The organism is Dactylosporangium thailandense (genome assembly GCF_059739745.1).
Genome location: NZ_AP029195.1, coordinates 4,240,009 through 4,259,621, shown reverse-complemented (window position 1 = coordinate 4,259,621; position 19,613 = coordinate 4,240,009). Strand labels below are relative to the sequence as shown.

General features: G+C 73.8%; 16 protein-coding genes. 14 read left to right on the top strand and 2 right to left on the bottom strand.

The window, feature by feature from the left end; translation table 11 throughout:
- Positions 1 to 57 precede the first annotated feature (57 nt).
- From AC6JBM_RS18430 to AC6JBM_RS18400, 7 genes are all read left to right on the top strand, one after another.
- On the top strand, positions 58 to 1,410 hold the full coding sequence (locus tag AC6JBM_RS18430; protein ID WP_497984806.1) for an LLM class flavin-dependent oxidoreductase: 1,353 nt from the start codon (positions 58 to 60) through the stop codon (positions 1,408 to 1,410).
- Positions 1,407 to 2,582 carry an acyl-CoA dehydrogenase family protein gene (locus AC6JBM_RS18425; RefSeq protein ID WP_497984805.1) on the top strand — a complete coding sequence of 392 codons (1,176 nt, stop codon included), beginning with the start codon at positions 1,407 to 1,409 and terminating at the stop codon, positions 2,580 to 2,582. Before AC6JBM_RS18430 ends, AC6JBM_RS18425 begins: the two co-directional genes overlap by 4 nt.
- Before the next feature lie 116 nt (positions 2,583 to 2,698).
- Positions 2,699 to 3,001 (top strand): acyl carrier protein, encoded by a 303-nt coding sequence (locus tag AC6JBM_RS18420; RefSeq protein WP_350611546.1) that lies wholly within the window; start codon positions 2,699 to 2,701, stop codon positions 2,999 to 3,001.
- A gap of 43 nt (positions 3,002 to 3,044) precedes the next feature.
- Positions 3,045 to 4,604 carry a carboxylesterase/lipase family protein gene (locus AC6JBM_RS18415; RefSeq protein WP_497984804.1) on the top strand — a complete coding sequence of 520 codons (1,560 nt, stop codon included), beginning with the start codon at positions 3,045 to 3,047 and terminating at the stop codon, positions 4,602 to 4,604.
- Between the two features lie 11 nt (positions 4,605 to 4,615).
- Entirely contained in the window at positions 4,616 to 5,491 is an 876-nt protein-coding gene (locus tag AC6JBM_RS18410) for a glycosyltransferase family 8 protein (RefSeq protein WP_497984803.1), read from the top strand.
- A gap of 19 nt (positions 5,492 to 5,510) precedes the next feature.
- Positions 5,511 to 7,157 (top strand): AMP-binding protein, encoded by a 1,647-nt coding sequence (locus AC6JBM_RS18405; protein ID WP_497984802.1) that lies wholly within the window; start codon positions 5,511 to 5,513, stop codon positions 7,155 to 7,157.
- Positions 7,154 to 8,620, top strand: coding sequence for an aldehyde dehydrogenase family protein (locus tag AC6JBM_RS18400; protein WP_497984801.1), 1,467 nt, complete (start codon positions 7,154 to 7,156; stop codon positions 8,618 to 8,620). The genes AC6JBM_RS18405 and AC6JBM_RS18400 overlap by 4 nt, the downstream gene beginning before the upstream one ends.
- Here the strand turns inward: AC6JBM_RS18400 and AC6JBM_RS18395 are convergent.
- Positions 8,586 to 9,380, bottom strand: a complete 795-nt coding sequence (locus AC6JBM_RS18395; RefSeq protein WP_497984800.1) for an alpha/beta fold hydrolase — start codon at positions 9,378 to 9,380, stop codon at positions 8,586 to 8,588. The genes AC6JBM_RS18400 and AC6JBM_RS18395 overlap by 35 nt on opposite strands.
- Before the next feature lie 363 nt (positions 9,381 to 9,743).
- Between AC6JBM_RS18395 and AC6JBM_RS18390 the strand changes: the two genes are divergently transcribed.
- The 7 genes from AC6JBM_RS18390 (at position 9,744) to AC6JBM_RS18360 (ending at position 19,132) form a co-directional block, all read left to right on the top strand.
- Complete coding sequence (locus AC6JBM_RS18390) at positions 9,744 to 11,084, top strand: LysR family transcriptional regulator (RefSeq protein ID WP_497984799.1); 1,341 nt, start codon at positions 9,744 to 9,746, stop codon at positions 11,082 to 11,084.
- Positions 11,085 to 11,194: 110 nt separating this feature from the next.
- Positions 11,195 to 12,307 carry an LLM class flavin-dependent oxidoreductase gene (locus tag AC6JBM_RS18385; protein ID WP_497986489.1) on the top strand — a complete coding sequence of 371 codons (1,113 nt, stop codon included), beginning with the start codon at positions 11,195 to 11,197 and terminating at the stop codon, positions 12,305 to 12,307.
- A complete protein-coding gene (locus AC6JBM_RS18380) occupies positions 12,301 to 13,875 on the top strand; it encodes a (2,3-dihydroxybenzoyl)adenylate synthase (RefSeq protein WP_497984798.1) in 1,575 nt (524 codons plus the stop codon). Before AC6JBM_RS18385 ends, AC6JBM_RS18380 begins: the two co-directional genes overlap by 7 nt.
- A gap of 3 nt (positions 13,876 to 13,878) precedes the next feature.
- Positions 13,879 to 14,850, top strand: a complete 972-nt coding sequence (locus tag AC6JBM_RS18375) for a ferritin-like domain-containing protein (protein ID WP_497984797.1) — start codon at positions 13,879 to 13,881, stop codon at positions 14,848 to 14,850.
- A 15-nt stretch (positions 14,851 to 14,865) separates the two neighbouring features.
- On the top strand, positions 14,866 to 15,414 hold the full coding sequence (locus AC6JBM_RS18370) for a TetR/AcrR family transcriptional regulator (protein WP_350611556.1): 549 nt from the start codon (positions 14,866 to 14,868) through the stop codon (positions 15,412 to 15,414).
- An 87-nt stretch (positions 15,415 to 15,501) separates the two neighbouring features.
- Positions 15,502 to 17,319: an ABC transporter ATP-binding protein gene (locus AC6JBM_RS18365; protein WP_497984796.1), complete on the top strand. Its 1,818-nt coding sequence runs from the start codon at positions 15,502 to 15,504 to the stop codon at positions 17,317 to 17,319.
- Positions 17,303 to 19,132, top strand: coding sequence for an ABC transporter ATP-binding protein (locus tag AC6JBM_RS18360; RefSeq protein WP_497984795.1), 1,830 nt, complete (start codon positions 17,303 to 17,305; stop codon positions 19,130 to 19,132). The genes AC6JBM_RS18365 and AC6JBM_RS18360 overlap by 17 nt, the downstream gene beginning before the upstream one ends.
- 42 nt (positions 19,133 to 19,174) lie before the next feature.
- Here the strand turns inward: AC6JBM_RS18360 and AC6JBM_RS18355 are convergent, their stop codons facing one another.
- Positions 19,175 to 19,522 (bottom strand): VOC family protein, encoded by a 348-nt coding sequence (locus AC6JBM_RS18355; RefSeq protein WP_497984794.1) that lies wholly within the window; start codon positions 19,520 to 19,522, stop codon positions 19,175 to 19,177.
- Positions 19,523 to 19,613: the final 91 nt, after the last annotated feature.

The following is a 19,613-nucleotide window of genomic DNA, read 5'->3' as shown; positions in this document are numbered from 1 at the left end:
GCAAATGCATAGACGAGAGTCGGTACCGTCGGCGGACGTGCCGATAGCGTCGGGGACATGCACCTCAACCTGTTCACGGAGTGCACGCCGTCGCCCTCGTTCGAGGGGCTCTGGCGGCATCCGCAGGAACCGGACCCGGCGGTGTACCGCAGCCTCGGGCACTGGATCGCGCTGGCCGCCCGGCTCGAGGAGGCGTGCTTCGACGCGCTGTTCTTCGCCGACGTGCACGGCGTCTACGACGTGTACGAGGGCTCGTGGCATCCCGCGGTGCGTGAGGCGGTGCAGATCCCGTCCATCGACCCGGTCCTGGTCATCCCCGCGCTCGCCGCGGCGACACGGCACCTCGGGTTCGCGGTCACGTACTCGACCACGTACCACCCGCCGTACCTCTGCGCCCGCACGTTCTCAACGCTGGACCACCTCACCGGCGGCCGGATCGGGTGGAACGTCGTCACCTCGTACCTGCGCTCGGCCGAGGCGAACGGCATCGGCGAGTTCCTGGCCCACGACGTGCGGTACGACCGCGCCGACGAGTACCTGGCGGCGGTCCGGGCGCTGTGGGAGGACAGCTGGTCCGACGGCGCGGTCGTGGCCGACGTCGCCGGCGGCCGGTACGCCGATCCGGCGCTGGTCCGCGAGACCGGCCACGACGGCAAGTGGTTCCGGGTGCGCGGCCCGCACCAGTGTGAGCCGTCGCCGCAGCGGACACCGGTGCTCTACCAGGCCGGTGCCTCGGGGCGCGGGATGGCGTTCGCCGCCCGTCACGCCGAGGTGGTCTTCCTGACCGCCGGGGACCGCAAGCGGTGCGCGGAGCAGGTCGCCGAGCTGCGCCGGCTGGTGCGGGAGGCGGGCCGCGACCCGGCGTCGGTCAAGGTGCTGCTCGGCATCCCGGTCATCGTGGCGCCCACCGCCGAGGAGGCGGCCGCCAAGGTGGAGCTGTTCACATCGCTGCACAGCGCGGAGGGGCGGCTCGCGAAGTGGTGCGGCTGGACCGGCGTCGACCTCGGCGGGTATCCGGACGACACCCCGATCGAGAGCATCCGGGTCGAGGGCACCCGCACGCCGCTGGACCTGATCCGGCGCACGAGCCCGGACCGCGACTGGACCGTCGGCGACGTGCGCCGGACGCTGACCCTGCCGCACCGCCCGATGCGCGGCGGCCGCTTCATGCTCGCCGGAACCCCCGAGGAGGTGGCCGCGCACATGACGGCGTGGATCGAGCAGACCGGCATCGACGGCTTCAACCTCATCCCCTGCCCGGCGTCCGCCGGCGCGGTGGACATCTGTGACCTGCTGGTGCCGCAGCTGCAGCGGCAGGACCTCTTCCGGCGCCGGTACGACCCCGACGAGCCGACGCTGCGCGAGCGGTACTTCGGCGCCGGGCATCGCGACCACGGGGGCCGGCCGTGACGGAGAACGCGCTCACCCACCTGCCCGACCTGGCCGCCCTGGCGACCAAGCTGCGCGGCGACGCCGACCGTGCCCGGGCGCTGCCGGCGGAGCTGGTCGCGGAGCTGACCGCGGCCGGCTGCTTCCGGATGGTCACGCCGGTCAGTCACGGCGGCGACGAACTGCCACTGCCGGACGTGATCCGCGTGGTGGCGACGCTGTCGCGGGCCGACGCGGCGGTGGGCTGGACGGTCGGGCAGGCGTCGCTGGCCCAGGTCGTGTTCGCCTACCTGCCGCCGCCGACGTTCGACACCCTCTACGCCGACGGGCCCGACGTCGTCGGCGCGGGCGCGACGGCGCCGAAGGGCCGCGCGATGCGCGATCCGGAGGGCGGCTGGCGGATCTCGGGGCAGTGGCCGTTCGTGACCGGCTGCGGCCACGCCCGCTGGTTCTTCGGCCAGTGCGCCGTGGTGGGCGACGATCCGGCGGCGACCGGCGGGACTGACGGGGCCGGGCCGCCGCCGATGCGGCTGGCGGTGCTGCCGATGGACTCGGTCACGGTGGTCGACAGCTGGCACGTGCTGGGGCTTCGCGGCACCGGCAGCAACGACGTCAAGGTGCGCCGGCGGTCGTGCCCGGACGAGTGGACGTGCTCGGTCGTCGGCTCCCGCCCGGCGCTGGACCGGCCGGGGTTCCGGACACCGCTGCTGGAGTACGGCGCGTTCCTGGTCGCCGCGGCCATGGTCGGCATCGCGTGGGGGGCGGTCGACGACGTCGTCGCGCTCGCCGGCGCGGGCAAGCGACCGGCCTTCAGCCCGGCCGCGCTGGCCGACCAGCCACTGTTCCAGGACCGGGCCGGGGAGGCGTATCTGGCCGCGACATCGGCCGAGGCGCTGCTGACGGCCCAGACCGAGGCCGCCTGGGCCCGGGCCGCGCGACCCGGCTCGCCGGCGTCGCTCGTCCAGCGGGCCGCGCTGCGGGGGACCGCCGCGGAGGTGGCCACGCTGGCGCGCCGGGCGGTGGACACGGCCTACCAGCTCGGCGGCGGCTCGTCGATCTACGACTCGTGCGGGTTGCAGCAGCGGATGCGCGACCTGCACACCGCCACCCAGCACGCGGTCGCGTCCCGCCAGCCGTACCAGGTGCTGGGCGGCGCGCTGGTCGATCGGCCCAACCGGTCACTGGCGTACTGAGCCACCCAGGGTTGCATCACCGGGCACCCTGCTGTCATATCCGCCCACCGCCGGCGCTCGCTAGCCTGACCGAGTGGGACGACATCGACGATCCACAGTGGACAATGGAGGTCACCATGGCTGACGCGCCGGCCACGCCGGACACGGCGGCACACACCGAGGACGGGATCCGCCGGACCGTGCGGGACATGGTTCTGCAACTGGCGCCCGAGCCCGATCCGGCGGCCGATGGCCGCGCCCGGCTCGCCGACGACCTCGGATTTCACTCGCTGGCCCTGGTGGAGCTCGCCTTCGCCCTGGAGGACGACTTCGACCTGCCGCTGATCGACGAGCCGGCCGCGCGCAGCATCACCACGATCGACGAGGTCGCCGAGCACGTCATCCGCGTGCTGCGCGAGCGCGGCGACCTGGCGGATTGACCACAATGGACGGCCGGTTCCCCACCTGCGAAGGAGAAGCCTGATGCGATGGTCATGGAAGCGGAGCGCCGCCGCGGTGCTGGCCGCCGGGCTCGTCGGCACGCTCGGCGCGGCCCAGGCCTCGGCCAGCCCCGGCCACGACCCGATAGCGCGCACCTGGGGCGGCTGGGTGCGCGGCGCGGTGGTCGACGGCACGGAGCAGTACCTCGGCATCCCCTACGCGGCGCCGCCGACCGGAGCGCTGCGCTGGCAGGCGCCCCGCCCGGCCACGCCCTGGACCGGTGTCCGCGACGCCACCGCGCTCGGGCCGATCTGCCCGCAGACGCCGGCCGTGCTCAACAGCGGGCTCGGCAGCACCACCGAGGACTGCCTGCGGGTCAACGTGTACCGGCCCGCGAAGCCCCAGCGCCGCCCACTGCCCGTCATCGTCTGGCTGCACGGGCCCTCGGACTCCGGCAGCGGCAACAGCTACCGGCCCGGCCCGCTGGCCGCCGCCGGCGACGCGGTCGTCGTGACCGTCAACTACCGGCTCGGGATCTTCGGCTTCCTGGCCCATCCCGGCCTCTCCGCCGAGGCCGGCGCGGCCGGCTCGGGCAACTACGGGCTGCTGGACCAGCAGGCGGCGCTGCGCTGGACCCAGCGCAACATCGCGGCCTTCGGCGGTGACCCGCGCCGGGTGGCGGTCGCCGGGCAGTCCGACGGCGGCACCGACGTGTGCGCGCACGTCGCGTCGCCGGCCGCGGCGGGACTCTTCCAGCGGGCGGTCGTGCAGAGCGGGCTGTGCGGCCTGCCGCTGCCGACGCTGGCGCAGAGCGAGCAGCGCGGTGTCGCCCTCGCCCAGTCGGCCGGCTGCACCACGGTCGCGTGCCTGCGCGGCCTGCCCGTCGCCGACGTGCTGCGGCTCGGCACGACCGGGGCCTGGGGCCCGTCGGTCGGCGGCAGCGTGCTGCCGCGGCAGATCCCGCAGGCGTTCGCCACGGGCGCGATACACCGGGTCCCGGTGATCCAGGGCACCACGCACGACGAGGGACGGTTCCTCATCGCCACCGAGCTCGCCGGCCGGCCCCCGCTGACGGCCGAGGACTATCAGCACGAGATCACCGCGCGCTTCGGCGACCGCTCGGCGCAGGTCCTCGCCGAATACCCGGCCCAGGCCTACGACGTGCCGGAGCTGGCGCTGTCGGCGGTGGTCACCGACTCCACGTTCGCCTGCCCGACGCGGGCGCTCAACACGGCACTGAACCGCCATGTGCCGGTGTACGAGTACGAGTTCGACGATCCGGACGCGCCGCTGTTCCTGCCGGTGCCGCACACCTTCCCGCTCGGCGCCTACCACGCGGTCGAGGTGCAGTACCAGTTCGCCTTCCCGATTCCGATGCCGCCGCTGTCGGACGCGCAGCGCGCGCTGGCCGAACGGATGGGCCGCTACTGGCTCGCGTTCGCGGCCACCGGCGACCCGAACACCGCCGGTGCCCCGTCGTGGTCGCGGTTCCGGGGCGCGGACGCCCAGATCCAGTCGCTCGCGCCGGCCGGCCCGGCCCGTGCGGACGACTTCGGCACCGACCACCGGTGCGGGTTCTGGTCCGGACTGCAGGCGGGGTAGGGGAGATCACCATGTCAGGAAGCAGCCCGGAGGCGATCGGCATCGCCTTCGCCATCGACGGCAACTACGTCATCCCGCTCGCCGCGGCGGTCCGCTCCATCGTGGACAACTGCGCGACACCGGAGCGGATCGAGGTGGTGGTGCTGGCCCGCGACGTCGCGCAGCGCGACCGTGACCTGGTCGTGGCGTCGATCGCCGGCACCGGCGCGACGATCGACTTCGTGGACGTCAGCGACGTGGACTACAGCGGCCTGCCACAGATCGGCTACATCACGACGACCATGTTCGCCCGGCTGCTGATCCCGCAGTTCACGCCGCCGCAGTGGCAGCGGGCGATCTACCTCGACGCCGACGTGCTGGCCTTCACCGACATCGCGGAACTGTGGGAGCAGGACCTCGCCGGCAACCTGGTCGGCGCGGTCGAGGACGACCTGGTGACCGTCGCCGTGCACACCCGGTGGGCCGCGCAGTACGCGGCCGCCGGCAAGCCCGGGCTGGACAAGGCGTTCTTCAACTCCGGGGTGATGCTCATCGACCTTGCCGGGTGGCGACGGGAGCGGATCGGGGAGCGGGCGCTGGACTTCGCCCGTCACGACCCGGCCTCGGTGACGAGCTCCGACCAGGAGGCGCTCAACGTGACGATGGCCGGGCGCTGGCAGGAGCTCGATCCGGCCTGGAACGTGTCGACCCACTACTATCTGCGGCCGCGCAGCCGGCGGCGATTCGCCGAGACGCTGCGCAACGTGAAGCTGCGGCACTTCACCACCCAGTTCAAGCCGTGGCTGCCGGTGCCGCGGGTGCCCGGCGCCGAGGAGTTCTTCACCTACCTGGACCGCACGGCGTGGACCGGCTGGCGCCCGGCGCCCGAGCCGGTCGCGGCCGGCTGAGCAGGGGAAGAGGCGGGCGATGGATCGCACATTGCTGGCGTGGCTGGACGACCCGGAGCCGCGGCGTGGCATCCGGTTCGCCCGGCGCGGCGAGGAGTGGGAGTTCTGGGGGTACGACCGGCTCGCGCGGCTTGCGTACCGCACCGCGGCGGCCCTCGTCGAGGGCGGCGTCCGCGGCGGCGACGTGATCGTGGTGGTGCGGCGCTCGGGGCCGGGGTTCGTCGGCACGTTCTTCGGGACGCTGCTGGCCGGCGCGACCCCGTGCCCGGCCGCGCCGCCGGTCGCGTTCGGCGATCCGGCCGGCTACCACGCGCACCTGTCCGGCCTGCTCGGCGCCGTCCGCCCGGCGCTCGTGCTCACCGAACCCGACCTCGTGGCGGAGATCGCCGCGATCGCCGCGGCCGCCGGCGGCTGCCCGGTGCGCTCGGCCGACGACCTGCTGTCCGGGGTGGCGGAAGACGGCCGCCCCCCGGGCCGGCGACCGGCCGAGCTGGCGCTCATCCAGTTCACCTCGGGCTCCAGCGGCCGGGCGCGCGGGGTGCGCGTGCCCCGCGCCGCGCTGGAGGCCAACCTGACGGCGATCAGTACGTGGCTGCGGCACACCCCGGACGATCCGACCGCGACCTGGCTGCCGATCCATCACGACATGGGCCTCATCGGGACGTTCCTGACGCCGGTGGTGAACACCGCCGACGTGTGGCAGCTGACGGCGGAGGAGTTCGTGCACCGGCCGCTGCGGTACCTGCGGTGCTTCGGCGAGGGCGGCGCCCGGCTCTCCGCGATGCCGGCGTTCGGGCTGCACCACATCCTGCGCCGGGTGCGCCCCGATGACCTGGCCGGCCTCGACTTCGGCGGGTGGCGCGCGGTGATCGTCGGCGCCGAGCGTATCGACGCCGACGCGCTCGACCGGTTCGCCGCGCTGCTCGGCCCGCACGGCCTCCCGGGGCGGGCGCTGCGCCCGGCGTACGGTCTCGCCGAGGCCACGCTGCTCGTCACCGGCGTCGGGCTGGACGAGCCGTGGCGCGCCGCCGAGGTCGACCCCACCGGGCTGTCCGTCGGCGCACGCGTCGAGCCCGGCGACACGCGCGTGGTCGGCTGCGGCCCGGCGATCGGCGGCGTCGAGGTGTCCGTGGTCGACGACGAGGGCACCGCCCTGCCCGACGGGCACGTCGGGGAGGTGGTCGTGCGCGGGGCGTCCGTCTCGCCGGGCTACCTCGGCGGCGCCGCGGACACCGGTGCCGCGGCGCTCACGGAGCTGACCGGCGGGGCGCTGCACTCCGGCGACGCCGGGTTCCTGGACCGCGGCCAGTTGTTCGTCCTCGGCCGGCTCGGCGACGCCATCAAGATCCGCGGAAAGGCGTTGTTCGCCGAGGACGTGGAGGCGGTGCTCGCCGGCCACGGGGTGCCCACCCACCGGTTCGCGGTGGCGCTGGGGTTCCACGACGGCGCACCGACCGCGGTGGTGGTCGCGGAGGAGGCGCCGGGCGGCCCGCTCACCGCCGCCGTCGGCGCGGTGCGCGGCCGGCTGGGAGACGCCCGGCTGGTCGTCATCCGGGTGCCTCGGGGCACCATTCCGCGCACGTCGAGCGGCAAGCCGCGGCGGCGCCGGCTCTGGTCGGCGTTCGCGGACGGTTCACTCGCGCCGATGTCAGGAGCAACGACATGACCATGACTTCGGTACCGCTGCAGGTGCTGCCGGAACCGGCGCTGCTCATCGGCGCGCAGCGGCGCACCGACTCCAGCGGCGGCGAACACGATCACGTCTACGCGGCTACCGGGCGCCGGACGGTGACCGTACCCGTCGGCGGCCCGAGCGAGATCGACGAGGCCGTCCGCGCGGCGGCCGCCGCGGCCCCCGGCTGGCGTGCCACCGCGCCGGATCGCCGCCGCGACCTGTTGCTCGAGCTCGCCCGCCGCATCGTCGATCATGCGGAACGGCTCGGTATGCTGCAGACTGTGGAGACCGCCGTGCCACGGCGGTTCGCCACGCGGTTGCCGCAGGTCGCCGCGGACTTCCTCACGTACTGCGCGGGCTGGGCGGACAAGGACGCCGGCGAGGTCGTGCGCACGTGGCCGGCGCCGGCGCTGGACTACACGCTCGACGAGCCGTACGGCGTCGTGGCCGTCATCGTGCCGTGGAACGCCCCGCTGCCCTCGATCGCTCAGGTGCTCGCGCCGGCGCTGGCCGCCGGCAACACCGTCGTGCTCAAACCGCCGCCGCTGGCTCCGTTCACCGCGCTCGCCGTCGCCGAGCTGGCCCTCGACGCGGGGATCCCGCCCGGCGTCGTCAACGCGGTCGCCACCGGGCCGGAGGGCGGCGCCGCGCTGGTCGGGCACGCCGGCGTCGACAAGATCCACTTCACCGGGAGCGCCGCGACCGGGCAGCGGGTGCTCGGCGCCGCGGCGGCCAACTTGACGCCGGTCTGTCTCGAGCTGGGCGGCAAGTCGGCCCATGTGATCTTCGCCGACGCGGACCTGCGGATGGCCGCGCGCCAGGTGCTCGCGGGACTGGTCGTCAACAGCGGGCAGATGTGCGTGAGCGGCACCCGGGTGCTGGTCCAGGCCGCGGCGTACGACGAGGTGCTGGCGACGCTCACGAAGCGGCTGCGCCACGTGTCCATCGGCGATCCGTTGCTGGACGCGACGCTGATGGGTCCGGTCATCAGCGAGGATGCGTGCCGGCGGATCCTCGGCGTGGTCGAGCGGACGGTCACCGCCGGCGAGGGCCGGCTGGTCACCGGGGGTGAGCGGCTCGGCGGCGAGCTGGGGGAGGGGTACTTCCTGCCGCCGACGGTGCTCGCGGACATCGACCACGGCAGCGAGCTGGTGCAGCAGGAGGTGTTCGGGCCGGTGCTGTCGCTGCACCGCTTCGACACGGAGCAGGACGGGGTGCGGCTGGCCAACGCGACCCGCTACGGGCTGGCGGCCTACGTGCACACCACCGACCTGCGCCGCGCGCACCGCGTCGCGGCCGGGCTGGTGGCCGGGACGGTGTGGGTCAACGGCTTCCCGGGCGTCGGCCCAGCGGTGCCGTTCGGCGGAACGCGGCACAGCGGCTTCGGGCGGGTCGGCGGGCGTGCGGGGATGCGCGAGTTCAGCCGGCCGAAGAATGTCTGGGTGAGCCTGTGAGGCACCGCGCCGACAGGTAGTCCCGGATGTGCCGGGCCACGGTCTCGGCCTGCGTGGCGTGTGCGTCGTGCCGCAGCGACGTGTCGAGCACGAGCGTCGCGTGCGGCATCGCGGAGGCCAGACCCTCGGCCCGGCCGAACGACAGGCCCGGGTCGTCCGCGCCGGACAGGACGAGCGTCGGCACGGTGACCGCGCCGAGCGGCAGGTCACCGGTCGCGACGAACTCCTCGAACAGGGTGATGAAGCGGGCCGGGCCGAGCCGGTCGATGATGCGGTCCAGCAGCTCGTCGACGGCGGCGGGGTCGGTCTCCCGGCGCCGGTCGAGCGCGCGCCCGCGTTCGCGGATCACCGCCTCGAAGTGCTGGCGGCACAGCGTGAACAGGTCCCAGGTGACGCCCCAGTCCGGCGGCCGGTACAGCGGAGCGATGAGCACCGCCGCGGCGGCGTCGGCACCGCCGGCCAAGACGTCCAGCACGGCATTGGCGCCCAGCGAGTGCCCGATCAGCACGTCGTAGGGGGTGCCGAGCGCGCGCAGCCGCCGGCGCAGCCACGCCCCGGCCGTCCCGTCGCGCCGCCAGCGGACGTCGGCGCCCGCTCGCCACGGCAGCTCGAGCGTGATCGCCTCGCCCTCGAGGGCGGCCGTCAACGGCGCCCAGCTGTCCGGGGTGTCGTCGAGACCATGGACCAACACGAACACCGTCACCGTGCCATACAAACCAGCGCGCGCCATCGGGGCCAGACCGCGCGCGGAGATCGGCATAGCGGACCGTGTCCCGGAATACCCGCGCCCGCGCTGGTTATGCATTCCACCGGCTCTGCACCGTTCACCCGGCCTTGAGCTATGCATCCTTGGTCTCCGGCCGCCACCGGAACGGCGGACTCATGCCATGCCCGAAAGTCCATCGATCGGTATAGTTCAGGCCGGGCTCGTCGTCGACCTGGCGCAGGGCTCGACCGGTTGGGCATCCGGGCGCTGAACTCGGCAAACGTCGCTCTCGGTGACGTCGGACGCGGACCCTCGTGCACGATTGTTCCTACACATTACGTCTACCGCCGTGTATACATCCGACGGCTTCGTACCCATCACGTTCGTCATCCTGAACCGTGCGACGGGGAGGTCACCTTGGTCGAGGAGCTACCGAGCCGGCAGGATTTCCTCCTGCTGCAGGGCGTCGTGGAGACAGGGAGTATCCAGGGAGCGGCGCGGCTCGTCGGGATGACGCAGGCGGCCGCGCTGCGGCGGCTGGAGCGGCTGGAACGACGCGTCGGGGTGCACCTCGCCGAGGTCGAACACGGGCGGGCCGGGCTCACTCGCGCTGGCTGGGCGGTGCTCGCCGCCGGGGCGCGGCTGCTGCACTCGCTGGAGTCGGTGTTGCAGCGCGTCACCGAGGAGGTCGGCACCAGCCGGGCGGCGCTGCTGCCGACGCTGCGGCTGGCCGCATTCGGCAGCGATCTGAGTGAACTGGCCGACCGGCTGGCGTTACAGGTCCCCGGCATGCTGCTCAACGCCGTGGCGGCGGAGCCCGGCGAGGCGATGGAGCAGTTCGAGCGGCGCCAGGTCGACGCCGTGTACCTGTGGCTCGGCGACGACGCCATCCCGAACTGCGACCGCCCGCTGGCCCGCCACGACTTGCTGGACGAGCCGCTGTGGGTCGCGCTGCCCGCCGGGCACCGGTGTGCCAATCAGTCCACTGTGGACATCGGGGACCTCGCCGGCGACCAGTGGATCGTCGGCGACACCGACGAGTCGACGGCGCTGCTGCGCCGGGCGACCGCGGACCGGTTCGCTCCGAAGATCACCTTTGTCGCGCACACGCCCGCCGAGCGCCGCAGCCTGCTCGGGCTCGGCCACGGTGTGACGCTGTCCTCACCGCTCATCGTGCTGCCGACGGTCAACCCGGGCTTCGTACTGCGCCCGTTACGCAACCCCCCGCGCCGCCGGCACGTGCTGGTCATCGACGGGGCGGTCATCGCCGAACAGCTCGTCGAGGCGCTGCGTGCCTGCCTGATGCGGCTGTACAAGGAACGGGCCGAGCAGCGCAACCCGGAGTATCGCTACTGTGCGCAGTTCCCGCCCCAGGCGGCACACCCCGCCGCGGCCCTCCCGCCGCCCGAGGACGTCATCGCCCGGCTGCTCGTCGCCGGGCCGGCGCTGCCCCCGCCGAACGCCGAAGGGGCGCTGGAGCCCGAGGATCTCCATCTGCTGCACGTCGTCAGCGAGTGCGGCAGCCTCAACCGGGCCGCGCCGCAGTTGCTCATCACCCAGCCGGCCCTGACCCGGCGGATCGGCCGCCTGGAGTGCCGGCTCGGCATGAACCTGCTCGAGCGCACCCACCGCGGCACGGCGCTCACGGCCAAGGCGCACAGGCTGCTCGACGGCGTCCGCGAGGCGGAGACCGCCTACCGCTCGGTGGCGCACCGTCTGCGGCACGGCGGGTCCGGACGCCTGGGCGTCGCGAGCTGAGGCATAACCGGCCGGGTCATACCGATGCCGGTGGTGACCCTAGGCCGGACCGGACACTCTTGGTGACAATCGTCGATGTGGAACGCGACGCATCGAATCGGCAACCGGCCATGCCGCTGCGGCTGCACTGGTTTCTCCCCACGCACAGCGACGGGCGTGAGATCGCCCGCGACGCGGCCCGGCGCCAACCCCGCCGGGAACCCGACATCGGGTACCTGGCCCAGGTCGCCATGGCCGCGGACCGGCTCGGCTTCACCGGCGTGCTCACCCCGGCCGGCCTGTTCTGCGAGGACCCGTGGCTGGTGTCGGCCGCGCTCGCGGCACAGACGCGGCACCTGAAGTTCATGGTGGCACTGCGGCCCGGCCTGGTCGCCCCCACGCTGGTGGCCCAGATGGCGGCGACCTACCAGCGGCTGTCCGGCAACCGGCTGCAGCTCAACATCGTCACCGGCGGTGACGCCGACGAGCAGCACCGCTACGGCGACTGGCTGGGCCACGACGAGCGCTACGCCCGGGCCGACGAGTTCCTCGCGATCGTGCGGGGCGCCCTGCGCGGCGAGCCGTACGACTTCCACGGCGAGTACTACCGCGTGACGGGCGCGACCGTCACGCGCCCGCCCGCCGAGCCGCCCGAGGTGTTCCTGGGCGGCTCGTCGGCGCCGGCGAAGTCCGTCGCGGCCCGGCAGGCCGACGTCTACCTGTGCTGGGGCGAGCCCCCGCCGGCGATGGCGGAGCACGCGGCCGAGGCCCGCGCGCTGGCCGCCGCGCACGGCCGGCACATCAGCATCGGTACCCGCTTCCAGGTCATCACGCGCGACACCGCCGCCGAAGCGTGGCAGGTGGCCGAGCGGCTCCTGGACGGGATGGATCCGCAGCGTATCGAGCAGGCCCGGCGGCGCTTCTCCCGCAGCGAGTCCGAGGGGCAGCGACGGATGGCGGCGCTGCACGGCTGGCGGTCGGACGGGCTGGAGGTCTACCCGAACCTGTGGGCCGGCTACGGGCTGCTGCGGCCGGGCGCCGGCATCGCGCTCGTGGGCAGTCACGACGAGGTGGCCGACCGGCTCGCCGAGTACCACGCCCTCGGCGTCGATCACATCATCCTGTCCGGCCAGCCGCACATCGAGGAGGCGTACTGGTTCGGCGAGGGCGTGCTGCCGCGCCTGCGCGAACGCGGGCTGCTGGACGGACCGACCCGTGCGCACGAGGAGGCACTGGCATGCTGAGCGGCTGCACGCCCTGGCCGGACGACACGGCGGGACGGTACCGGCGGCTGGGCTACTGGAGCGGCGAGGTGCTCGGCGACCTGACCCGCGACGTCGCCCGCCTCGACGGCGAGCGGATCGCGGTGGTCGACGGCGCCGGGCGGCACACGTACGCGGACGTGGACCGGCGCGCCGACCGGCTGGCCGCCGGCCTGCACGGGCTCGGCCTGCGACCCGGGGACCGCGCCGTGGTACAGCTGCCCAACCAGGTCGAGTTCGTGACCACCTGCCTGGCGCTGTTCCGGCTCGGTGTGATCCCCGTGCTGGCGCTGCCCGCGCACCGGGGCCGCGAGATCGGGTACCTGTGCCGGCACACCGGCGCGGCCCTGTACATCACCCGGGAGCGCTACCAGGGCTTCGACCACCGGGAACTGGCCCGCCAGGTGGCGGACGAGGTCGCGCACGTCCTCGTCGCCGGCGATCCCGGGCCGTTCCGGTCCCTGGCCGGCGTCGATGCCGACCCGCTGCCGCTGGACCGGCCCACCAGCTCCGAGGTGGCGTTCTTCCTGCTCTCCGGCGGCACGAGCGGGGTACCGAAGCTCATCCCGCGCACCCACGACGACTATGCGTGCCAGTTGCGCCGCACCGCGGAGGCGGTCGGGTTCGGGCCCGGCGACGTCTACCTGGCGGCACTGCCCGCGGCGCACAACGCCGCGCTCGGCTGCCCCGGCGTCCTCGGCACGCTGCGCGCCGGCGGAACCGTGGTGATGGCCGGCACGCCGGCTCCCGACGAGGTGTTCGCGCTCATCGCCCGCGAGCGGGCCACGCTGACCACGGTCATGCCGCCGATCGTCGGGTTGTGGCTGGACCTCGCCGGCCCGCTCGGCGCCGACCTGTCCAGGATGACCTTGCAGGTCGGCGGCGCCCGGCTCAGCCCGGACACGGCCCGCCGGGTGCGTGGCGAGCTCGGCAGCCCCCTGACCCACTGGTTCGGCATGGCGGAGGGCCCGCTGTTCCACACCCGCCTGGACGACCCGGACGAGGTCGCCGCCACCACGCAGGGCTGGCCGCTGCACCCCGACGACGAGGTGCGGGTCGTCGACGTCGACGGCCGCGACGTGGCGCGCGGCGACGAGGGCGAGCTGCTCGTGCGGGGGCCGTGCACCATCCGCGGGTACTACCGCGGCAGCGGCGACTCGTTCACCCCGGACGGCTTCCTGCGCACCGGCGACCTGGTCCGGCTCACCGCGGAGGACCGGCTGGTGGTCACCGGCCGGCGCACCGAGGTGGTCAACCGCGGCGGGGAGAAGGTGCCGGCCGGCGAACTGGAGGACCAGCTGCTCGGCCACCCCGACGTGCGGGAGGCCGCGGTGGCGGCGCTGCCCGACCCGGTGCTCGGCGAGAAGACCTGCGCGTTCGTGGTCGCCGGCGGCCCGGTCAGCCCGGAGGCGCTGATCGGGTACCTGCGCGGCTGCGGACTCGCCGAGTTCAAGCTGCCCGACCGGGTGGTCTTCCGCCCGGTGCTGCCGCGCACACCGATCGGCAAGATCGACAAGCGGGCGCTGGTCGCCTCGTTGGGAGCTGACTGACCGATGACGCACTTCGCCGTCACCACACCGGTCGATGCGGTCCTCACCTGGGACTACGACTCGACGAGCCCGCGCCTGCGGTCGCTGTACGAACGGGCCAAGCACGGCCAGTGGAACGCCACCACCGACCTGGACTGGTCGACACCGGTCGAGTTCGGCGGGCGCCTGCCGGAGGACTCCGGCTTCGCCATGGAGTCGTTCCGCTCCTCACCGCTGGCCCGCCGCGGCCCCGGTGCCTGGGACGCGTTCCGCTGGGAGCTGCAGTCGTGGATGGTCAGCCAGTTCCTGCACGGCGAACAGGGTGCGCTGGTGGTGGCCGGCCGGCTGGTGCAGGTGCTGCCGGACCTCGACAGCAAGTTCTACGCGGCCAGCCAGGTGGTCGACGAGGCGCGGCACGTCGAGGCGTTCTCCCGGTATCTGCGGGAGAAGGTGCCGCACCCGTACGCGATCGCCGGCTCCCTGCGCCAGCTGCTGTCCGATGTGCTGTCCGACAACCGGTGGGACGTGACGGCGCTCGGGATGCAGATCATGGTCGAGGCCCTCGCAATGGCGGCGTTCCGGCTGGCCAACTCGACCTTCCACGACGACCTGATCCGGGAGATCACCCGGCTCGTGGCGCGGGACGAGGCGCGGCACGTGTCCTTCGGAGTGCTCTCGCTGGAGGGCCTCTACTCCGAGCTGACCACCGCGGAGCGAGGGGACCGCGAGGAGCTCGTCCTGGAGTCGGCGGCCCTGATCCGGCGGCGGTTCCTGCTGGAGGACATCTGGGAACGCCTCGACGTCGACCGTGCCGAAGGGATGGCCTATGCGGCGGCCGACCCGCTCATGGTGGCGTACCGGCAGGCCATCTTCACCAAGGTGGTCAGCGCGCTGGGCAAGATCGGCCTGCTCACCACCCGGGTCCGTGACGGCCTCGCGGCGCTGGACCTGATCGGGTTCGCCAGCGACCGCAGCCTGCACGGTGCCTTCCGGTAGGAATCGCTCGCGACCATGCCCGACCGCAACCGGACGCGGGTGTCCCGGCGGCTCATCATCGCCACGGCGCAGGCCATCGCGGAGAAGCAGGGCGTCGACGCGGTGACCATGCGCCGGGTCGCGGAGTGGCTGCGCATCACGCCGATGGCGCTGTACCGGCACATCGCGGACAAGGAAGACCTGCTGCGCGCCCTGCTCGACCGCTCGCACGCCGACATGCCGCCGCCCGGCCCGCACGTCGACCCGCGCGTCCGGCTGCTGGCGCTGGTCCGCTGGCACCACGCCAGCCTGGCCCGCCACCCGTGGGCGATCCCGCTGGCCGCGACCGGCGAGCTCTTCCCGCAGGTGGGCGTCTGCTCGCTGTACAACTTCGACCGCGCCTTCCGCGAGAGCGGCCTGGACCACCGGGAGGCGGCGCAGAGCCTGCGTGTGCTGTGGCGGTTCCTCATCGGAGACCTCACCCAGCGCGCACGCCGGCCGCGCGCCGTCGACCGCGCGCAGGAGTCCTTCGAGGAGGATCTCGGCCGGATCATCGACGCGCTGCTGCGCCGGCCGGGTCGGTGAAATTGTCGTACCCCCGTGGTTTGCTGAACCCACCGGAACGGAGGCTCGGCGACGGAGGCAGGGCACGACAGGCGACAGGAGGCAGCGGTGATCCGCCGATTGCGTGAACGCCAGGAGTGGAAGTTCTTCGGCGTGCTGCATCACGCGGACCGCCCGCTCGCGGCCGCCTGGTGGGCGGTGCTGGTGCTGCGCGGCCTGCTGCCCGCCGCGTTCGCGGTCGCCATGGGCCTGCTCGTCGGCGCGGTGCAGCAGGGCCGCCCGCTCGCCGGGCCGCTGGCCTTCGCCGGCGTCGTGTTCGTCGCGCTGCAGGTCCTGGCGCCGGTGCACAAGGCGATCGGCGCGAACCTCGGCGACCGGACGGCGGCGTGGCTGTACGACCGGCTCACCGAGGCCGCGGCCGGCCCGCCCGGGATGGGCCACCTCGAGGACGGCGAGCTGAGCAAGGACATGACCGTCGCGCGGGAGTTCGACGCCGGCATGACCGGCCCGCCGCTGTCCGCGTCCGTGGACTTCATCGCCGGTGGGCTCGTGACCCTGCTCAGCGGCCTGGCGTCGGCGGTGGTGCTGGCCGGCTACGCATGGTGGGCGCCGCTGCTGCTCGGCGGCGCCTGGCTGGCCACGCACTGGCTGCTCCGCGAGAGCGGCGTGTGGAAGGATCGCAACACCGACGAGGTCCGCTCGGCCCAGCAGGAGGCCGACTACGCCTACCAGCTCGCCGTCAACGCCCCGGCGGCCAAGGAGATCCGGCTGTTCGGCCTGGTCGACTGGGTCATCGAGCGGTTCGTGGAGCGGCGGGTGCGGCTGCACCGGTTGCAGTACGAGGCGACCCGGATGCGCGAGCGGTCCCTCGCGGTGAGCGTCGTGGTGACCGTCGCGGCCAACGTGCTGGTGTTCTGGTCGCTGATCGACGCGGTGCTCGGCGGCCGGCTGAGCCTCGGCGGCCTGGTGACGTTCGCCCAGGCGGCGCTCGGCGCCTCGATGATCGCGTTCGGCGGGCTCAACTGGGCCCTCGACGGCGCCGCCGCGCCGGTGGCCGCGGTGCTGCGGCTCGGCCCCCGGACCGGACCCGCCGGCGCCCTGCCCGCCGGTGACGTTGCCGCCGGCGGGAAGCCGGCGAAGGAGATCCGCTTCCGCTCGGTGCACTTCGCGTATCCGGGCACCGCCGCGCAGGACGTGCTGCGGGACTTCGATCTCACCATTCCGGCCGGGACATCCCTGGCGATCGTCGGGCGCAACGGGGCCGGCAAGACGACGCTGGCCAAGCTGCTGTGCCGGCTCTACGACCCCACCTCGGGCGCGATCGAGATCGACGGCGTCGACCTGCGCGACCTCGACCTCACCGCGTGGCGCACCCGGGTCACGGCCGTGTTCCAGGACTTCATCCGCTTCGAGCTGCCACTGCGCGACAACGTCGCCCCGACCGGCGCGCCGGACGAGGTGATCCGCGCGGCGCTGGAGGCCGCCGGGGCCGGTGACCTCGCCGCCTTGGACACCGTGCTCTCCAAGGGATACCCCGGCGGCACCGACGTCTCCGGCGGCCAGTGGCAACGCATCGCACTCGCGCGGGCGCTGTGCGCGGTCCGGCTCGGTGCGGGCGTCGTGCTGCTCGACGAGCCCACGGCGCAGCTGGACGTGCGGGGCGAGGCGGAGATCTTCGAACGGGTCCTGGAGCAGACCAGGCATTGCACGACCATCCTGGTGTCGCACCGCTTCTCGACCGTGCGCAAGGCCGACCGCATCTGCGTGCTGGAGGACGGCCGGGTCGTCGAGCTGGGCACGCACGACGAGCTCATCGCCCTGGCGGGCCGGTATCGCACCATGTTCGACCGGCAGGCGCAGCGCTTCGCCGCCGACCGGCCGCAGGACGACGAGGACGAGGTGGCCACCGATGACGTCCTCGCGTGAGGCCTCGCCGTCCGCCGCGGCCGACGAGGCCGAGCCGCTGCCGCCCGCGCTGGTGTCGATGTGGCGGCTGTGCAAGCTCGGCTACCGCTACGAGCCCGGGCTCATGGGCGTCGCCCTGGCGCTGGCGCTGCTGGCGGCGGTGCCGGAGGCGCTGCTCGCGCTGTGGCTGAAACTGCTCGCGGACGGGCTGGCCGAGCACGACAACGCCCTCGTCTACGGGGCCGGCGCGGGACTGGCCGTCTCCGGCGCCGGCACGTGGCTGCTGAGCGCGGTGGCGGCACGGCAGCACCGGCGGTTCCGCGACAAGGTGACGATCGCGCTGGAGTCGCACGTGTCCCGCCTCCAGGCGTCCATCGTGACCGTCGCCCACCACGAACGCCCCGAATATCTCGACCGGCTGTCGGTCCTGCGCGATCAGGTCTTCGTGCTCGACCACATGTACATGTCGGTCTTCTCCACACTCGGCTGGATCCTGCGCCTCGCCGTCACCATCGCGCTGCTGGCCTCGATCAGCCCGGCGCTCGTGCTGCTGGCCCTCTTCGCGGTGCCGACGGTGCTGACCTCGGCGTGGCGCCCGGCGGTCGAGCGGGCGGTGCAGGAGCGCGGGGCCGCGTCGCTGCGCCTGGCCCGGCACCTCTTCGGCCTGGCCACCACCGCGCCGCCCGGCAAGGAGGTGCGGGTCACCGGCATCGCGGATCGGCTCGTGGCCCGGCGCCGGGAGGCATGGGAGCGGTGGTACGCGCCGATGGCGTCGGCGCGCCGGGGATCGGCCGTATGGCACGCCGCGGCCTGGGCGGTGTTCGGGGCCGGCTACGTCGCCGCGGTCGTCTACGTCTCGTCGGTGCTGTCCGCGTCCCCCGGAGACGTGCTGCTGGTGCTGGCCGCGGGCGCGCAGCTGTCGGCGTATGTCGGCGCGACGGTCGGTGAGATCGGATTCCTGCGCGGCATCTGGATGGACGGCTCGCGACGGCTGGCGTGGCTGGAGGACTACGCGGCCGCGTCCGCGGTGCGGGCCGACGCGCCGGTGCCCGGCGCGCTGACCGGCGGCATCACGCTCGAGGGGGTGTCGTTCGCCTACCCCGGCAGCGGCTCGAAGCTGGTGCTGCGGGACGTCGACCTGACGCTGCCGGCCGGTGCGGTCGTCGCGATCGTCGGCGAGAACGGCGCCGGCAAGAGCACGCTCGTCAAACTGCTGGCGAAGCTGTACGAGCCGACCGCGGGCCGCGTGCTGGTCGACGGCACCGACCTGGCCGCGATGCCCGCTGACGAGTGGCGGCGCCGGCTGGCGGGCGCGTTCCAGGACTTCTACCGCTTCGAGCTGCGCGCCCAGCGCACGGTCGGCCTCGGCGACCTGCCGCGCCTCGACGAGGAGCCCGCCGTCGGGTCGGCGGTCGGCCGCGCGGGAGCCGACGACGTGGTCGCGCAGCTGTCCTCCGGCCTGCGCACGCAGCTCGGACCGGCGTGGCCCGGCGGCGTGGAGGTCTCCTTCGGCCAGTGGCAGAAGCTCGCCCTCGCCCGCGGCTTCATGCGCGACGAACCCCTGCTGCTGGTGCTCGACGAGCCGACCGCCGCGCTGGACGCGGAGACCGAGCACGCCCTGTTCGAGCGGTATGCGGCCGGCGCGCGCCGCGACACCGCCAACGGCCGGATCGTGATCCTCGTGTCGCATCGGTTCAGCACGGTGCGGATGGCCGATCTGATCATCGTGCTCGACGGTGCCCGCGTGGCCGAGGTCGGCGCCCACGAGGAGCTGATGGCCCGCGGCGGGCAGTATGCGGAGCTGTACCGCATCCAGGCGGCCGCCTACCGGTAGGGCGGGCCGGGCGTCACACCCCCGAGCGCGCCGACCCCCGGATCACGCGTGCTGCGTGACGTTGATGACCGTGCCGTTCGGGTCGCGGACGAAGAAGCGCCGCAGGCCCCACTCCTCGTCGGTCAGGGGGTAGACGATCTCGGCACCGGCGGCGACGGCCCGATCGTGCACCGCGTCGACGTCGTCGACCTCGATGGAGACGTCGGGGTGGACGCCGGCCTTGATGTCGAGGTTCATGACGCCGAGCTGCACCTCACGCCGGTCCGTGCCGAAGAACAGGATCCAGTCGAGGCCGCCCTGCTCCCGCAGCCCGACGACGTCGCGGTAGAACGCCCGGCTGCCCTCGAGATCGTCGGAGCGGATATTGGGCTTGATCCATTGCACACCCATCGCTGGAGTCTACGGCCGGCGCGGCGCCCCCGCAGGTCATCGGCGTCACGCCCCCCAGGTGTGCGCGTCGGCGTTCGGGGGCGTCGCGGGC

Excerpts from the sequence above, each read along its gene's own strand:
- AC6JBM_RS18430 (WP_497984806.1), top strand. The coding sequence starts at position 58 with ATGCACCTCAACCTGTTCACGGAGTGCACGCCGTCGCCCTCGTTCGAG.
- AC6JBM_RS18395 (WP_497984800.1), bottom strand. The coding sequence starts at position 9,380 with ATGCCGATCTCCGCGCGCGGTCTGGCCCCGATGGCGCGCGCTGGTTTG.
- AC6JBM_RS18400 (WP_497984801.1), top strand. The coding sequence starts at position 7,154 with ATGACCATGACTTCGGTACCGCTGCAGGTGCTGCCGGAACCGGCGCTG.
- AC6JBM_RS18355 (WP_497984794.1), bottom strand. The coding sequence starts at position 19,522 with ATGGGTGTGCAATGGATCAAGCCCAATATCCGCTCCGACGATCTCGAG.
- AC6JBM_RS18375 (WP_497984797.1), top strand. The coding sequence starts at position 13,879 with ATGACGCACTTCGCCGTCACCACACCGGTCGATGCGGTCCTCACCTGG.
- AC6JBM_RS18360 (WP_497984795.1), top strand. The coding sequence starts at position 17,303 with ATGACGTCCTCGCGTGAGGCCTCGCCGTCCGCCGCGGCCGACGAGGCC.
- AC6JBM_RS18420 (WP_350611546.1), top strand. The coding sequence starts at position 2,699 with ATGGCTGACGCGCCGGCCACGCCGGACACGGCGGCACACACCGAGGAC.
- AC6JBM_RS18410 (WP_497984803.1), top strand. The coding sequence starts at position 4,616 with ATGTCAGGAAGCAGCCCGGAGGCGATCGGCATCGCCTTCGCCATCGAC.
- AC6JBM_RS18380 (WP_497984798.1), top strand. The coding sequence starts at position 12,301 with ATGCTGAGCGGCTGCACGCCCTGGCCGGACGACACGGCGGGACGGTAC.
- AC6JBM_RS18405 (WP_497984802.1), top strand. The coding sequence starts at position 5,511 with ATGGATCGCACATTGCTGGCGTGGCTGGACGACCCGGAGCCGCGGCGT.
- AC6JBM_RS18385 (WP_497986489.1), top strand. The coding sequence starts at position 11,195 with ATGCCGCTGCGGCTGCACTGGTTTCTCCCCACGCACAGCGACGGGCGT.
- AC6JBM_RS18370 (WP_350611556.1), top strand. The coding sequence starts at position 14,866 with ATGCCCGACCGCAACCGGACGCGGGTGTCCCGGCGGCTCATCATCGCC.
- AC6JBM_RS18415 (WP_497984804.1), top strand. The coding sequence starts at position 3,045 with ATGCGATGGTCATGGAAGCGGAGCGCCGCCGCGGTGCTGGCCGCCGGG.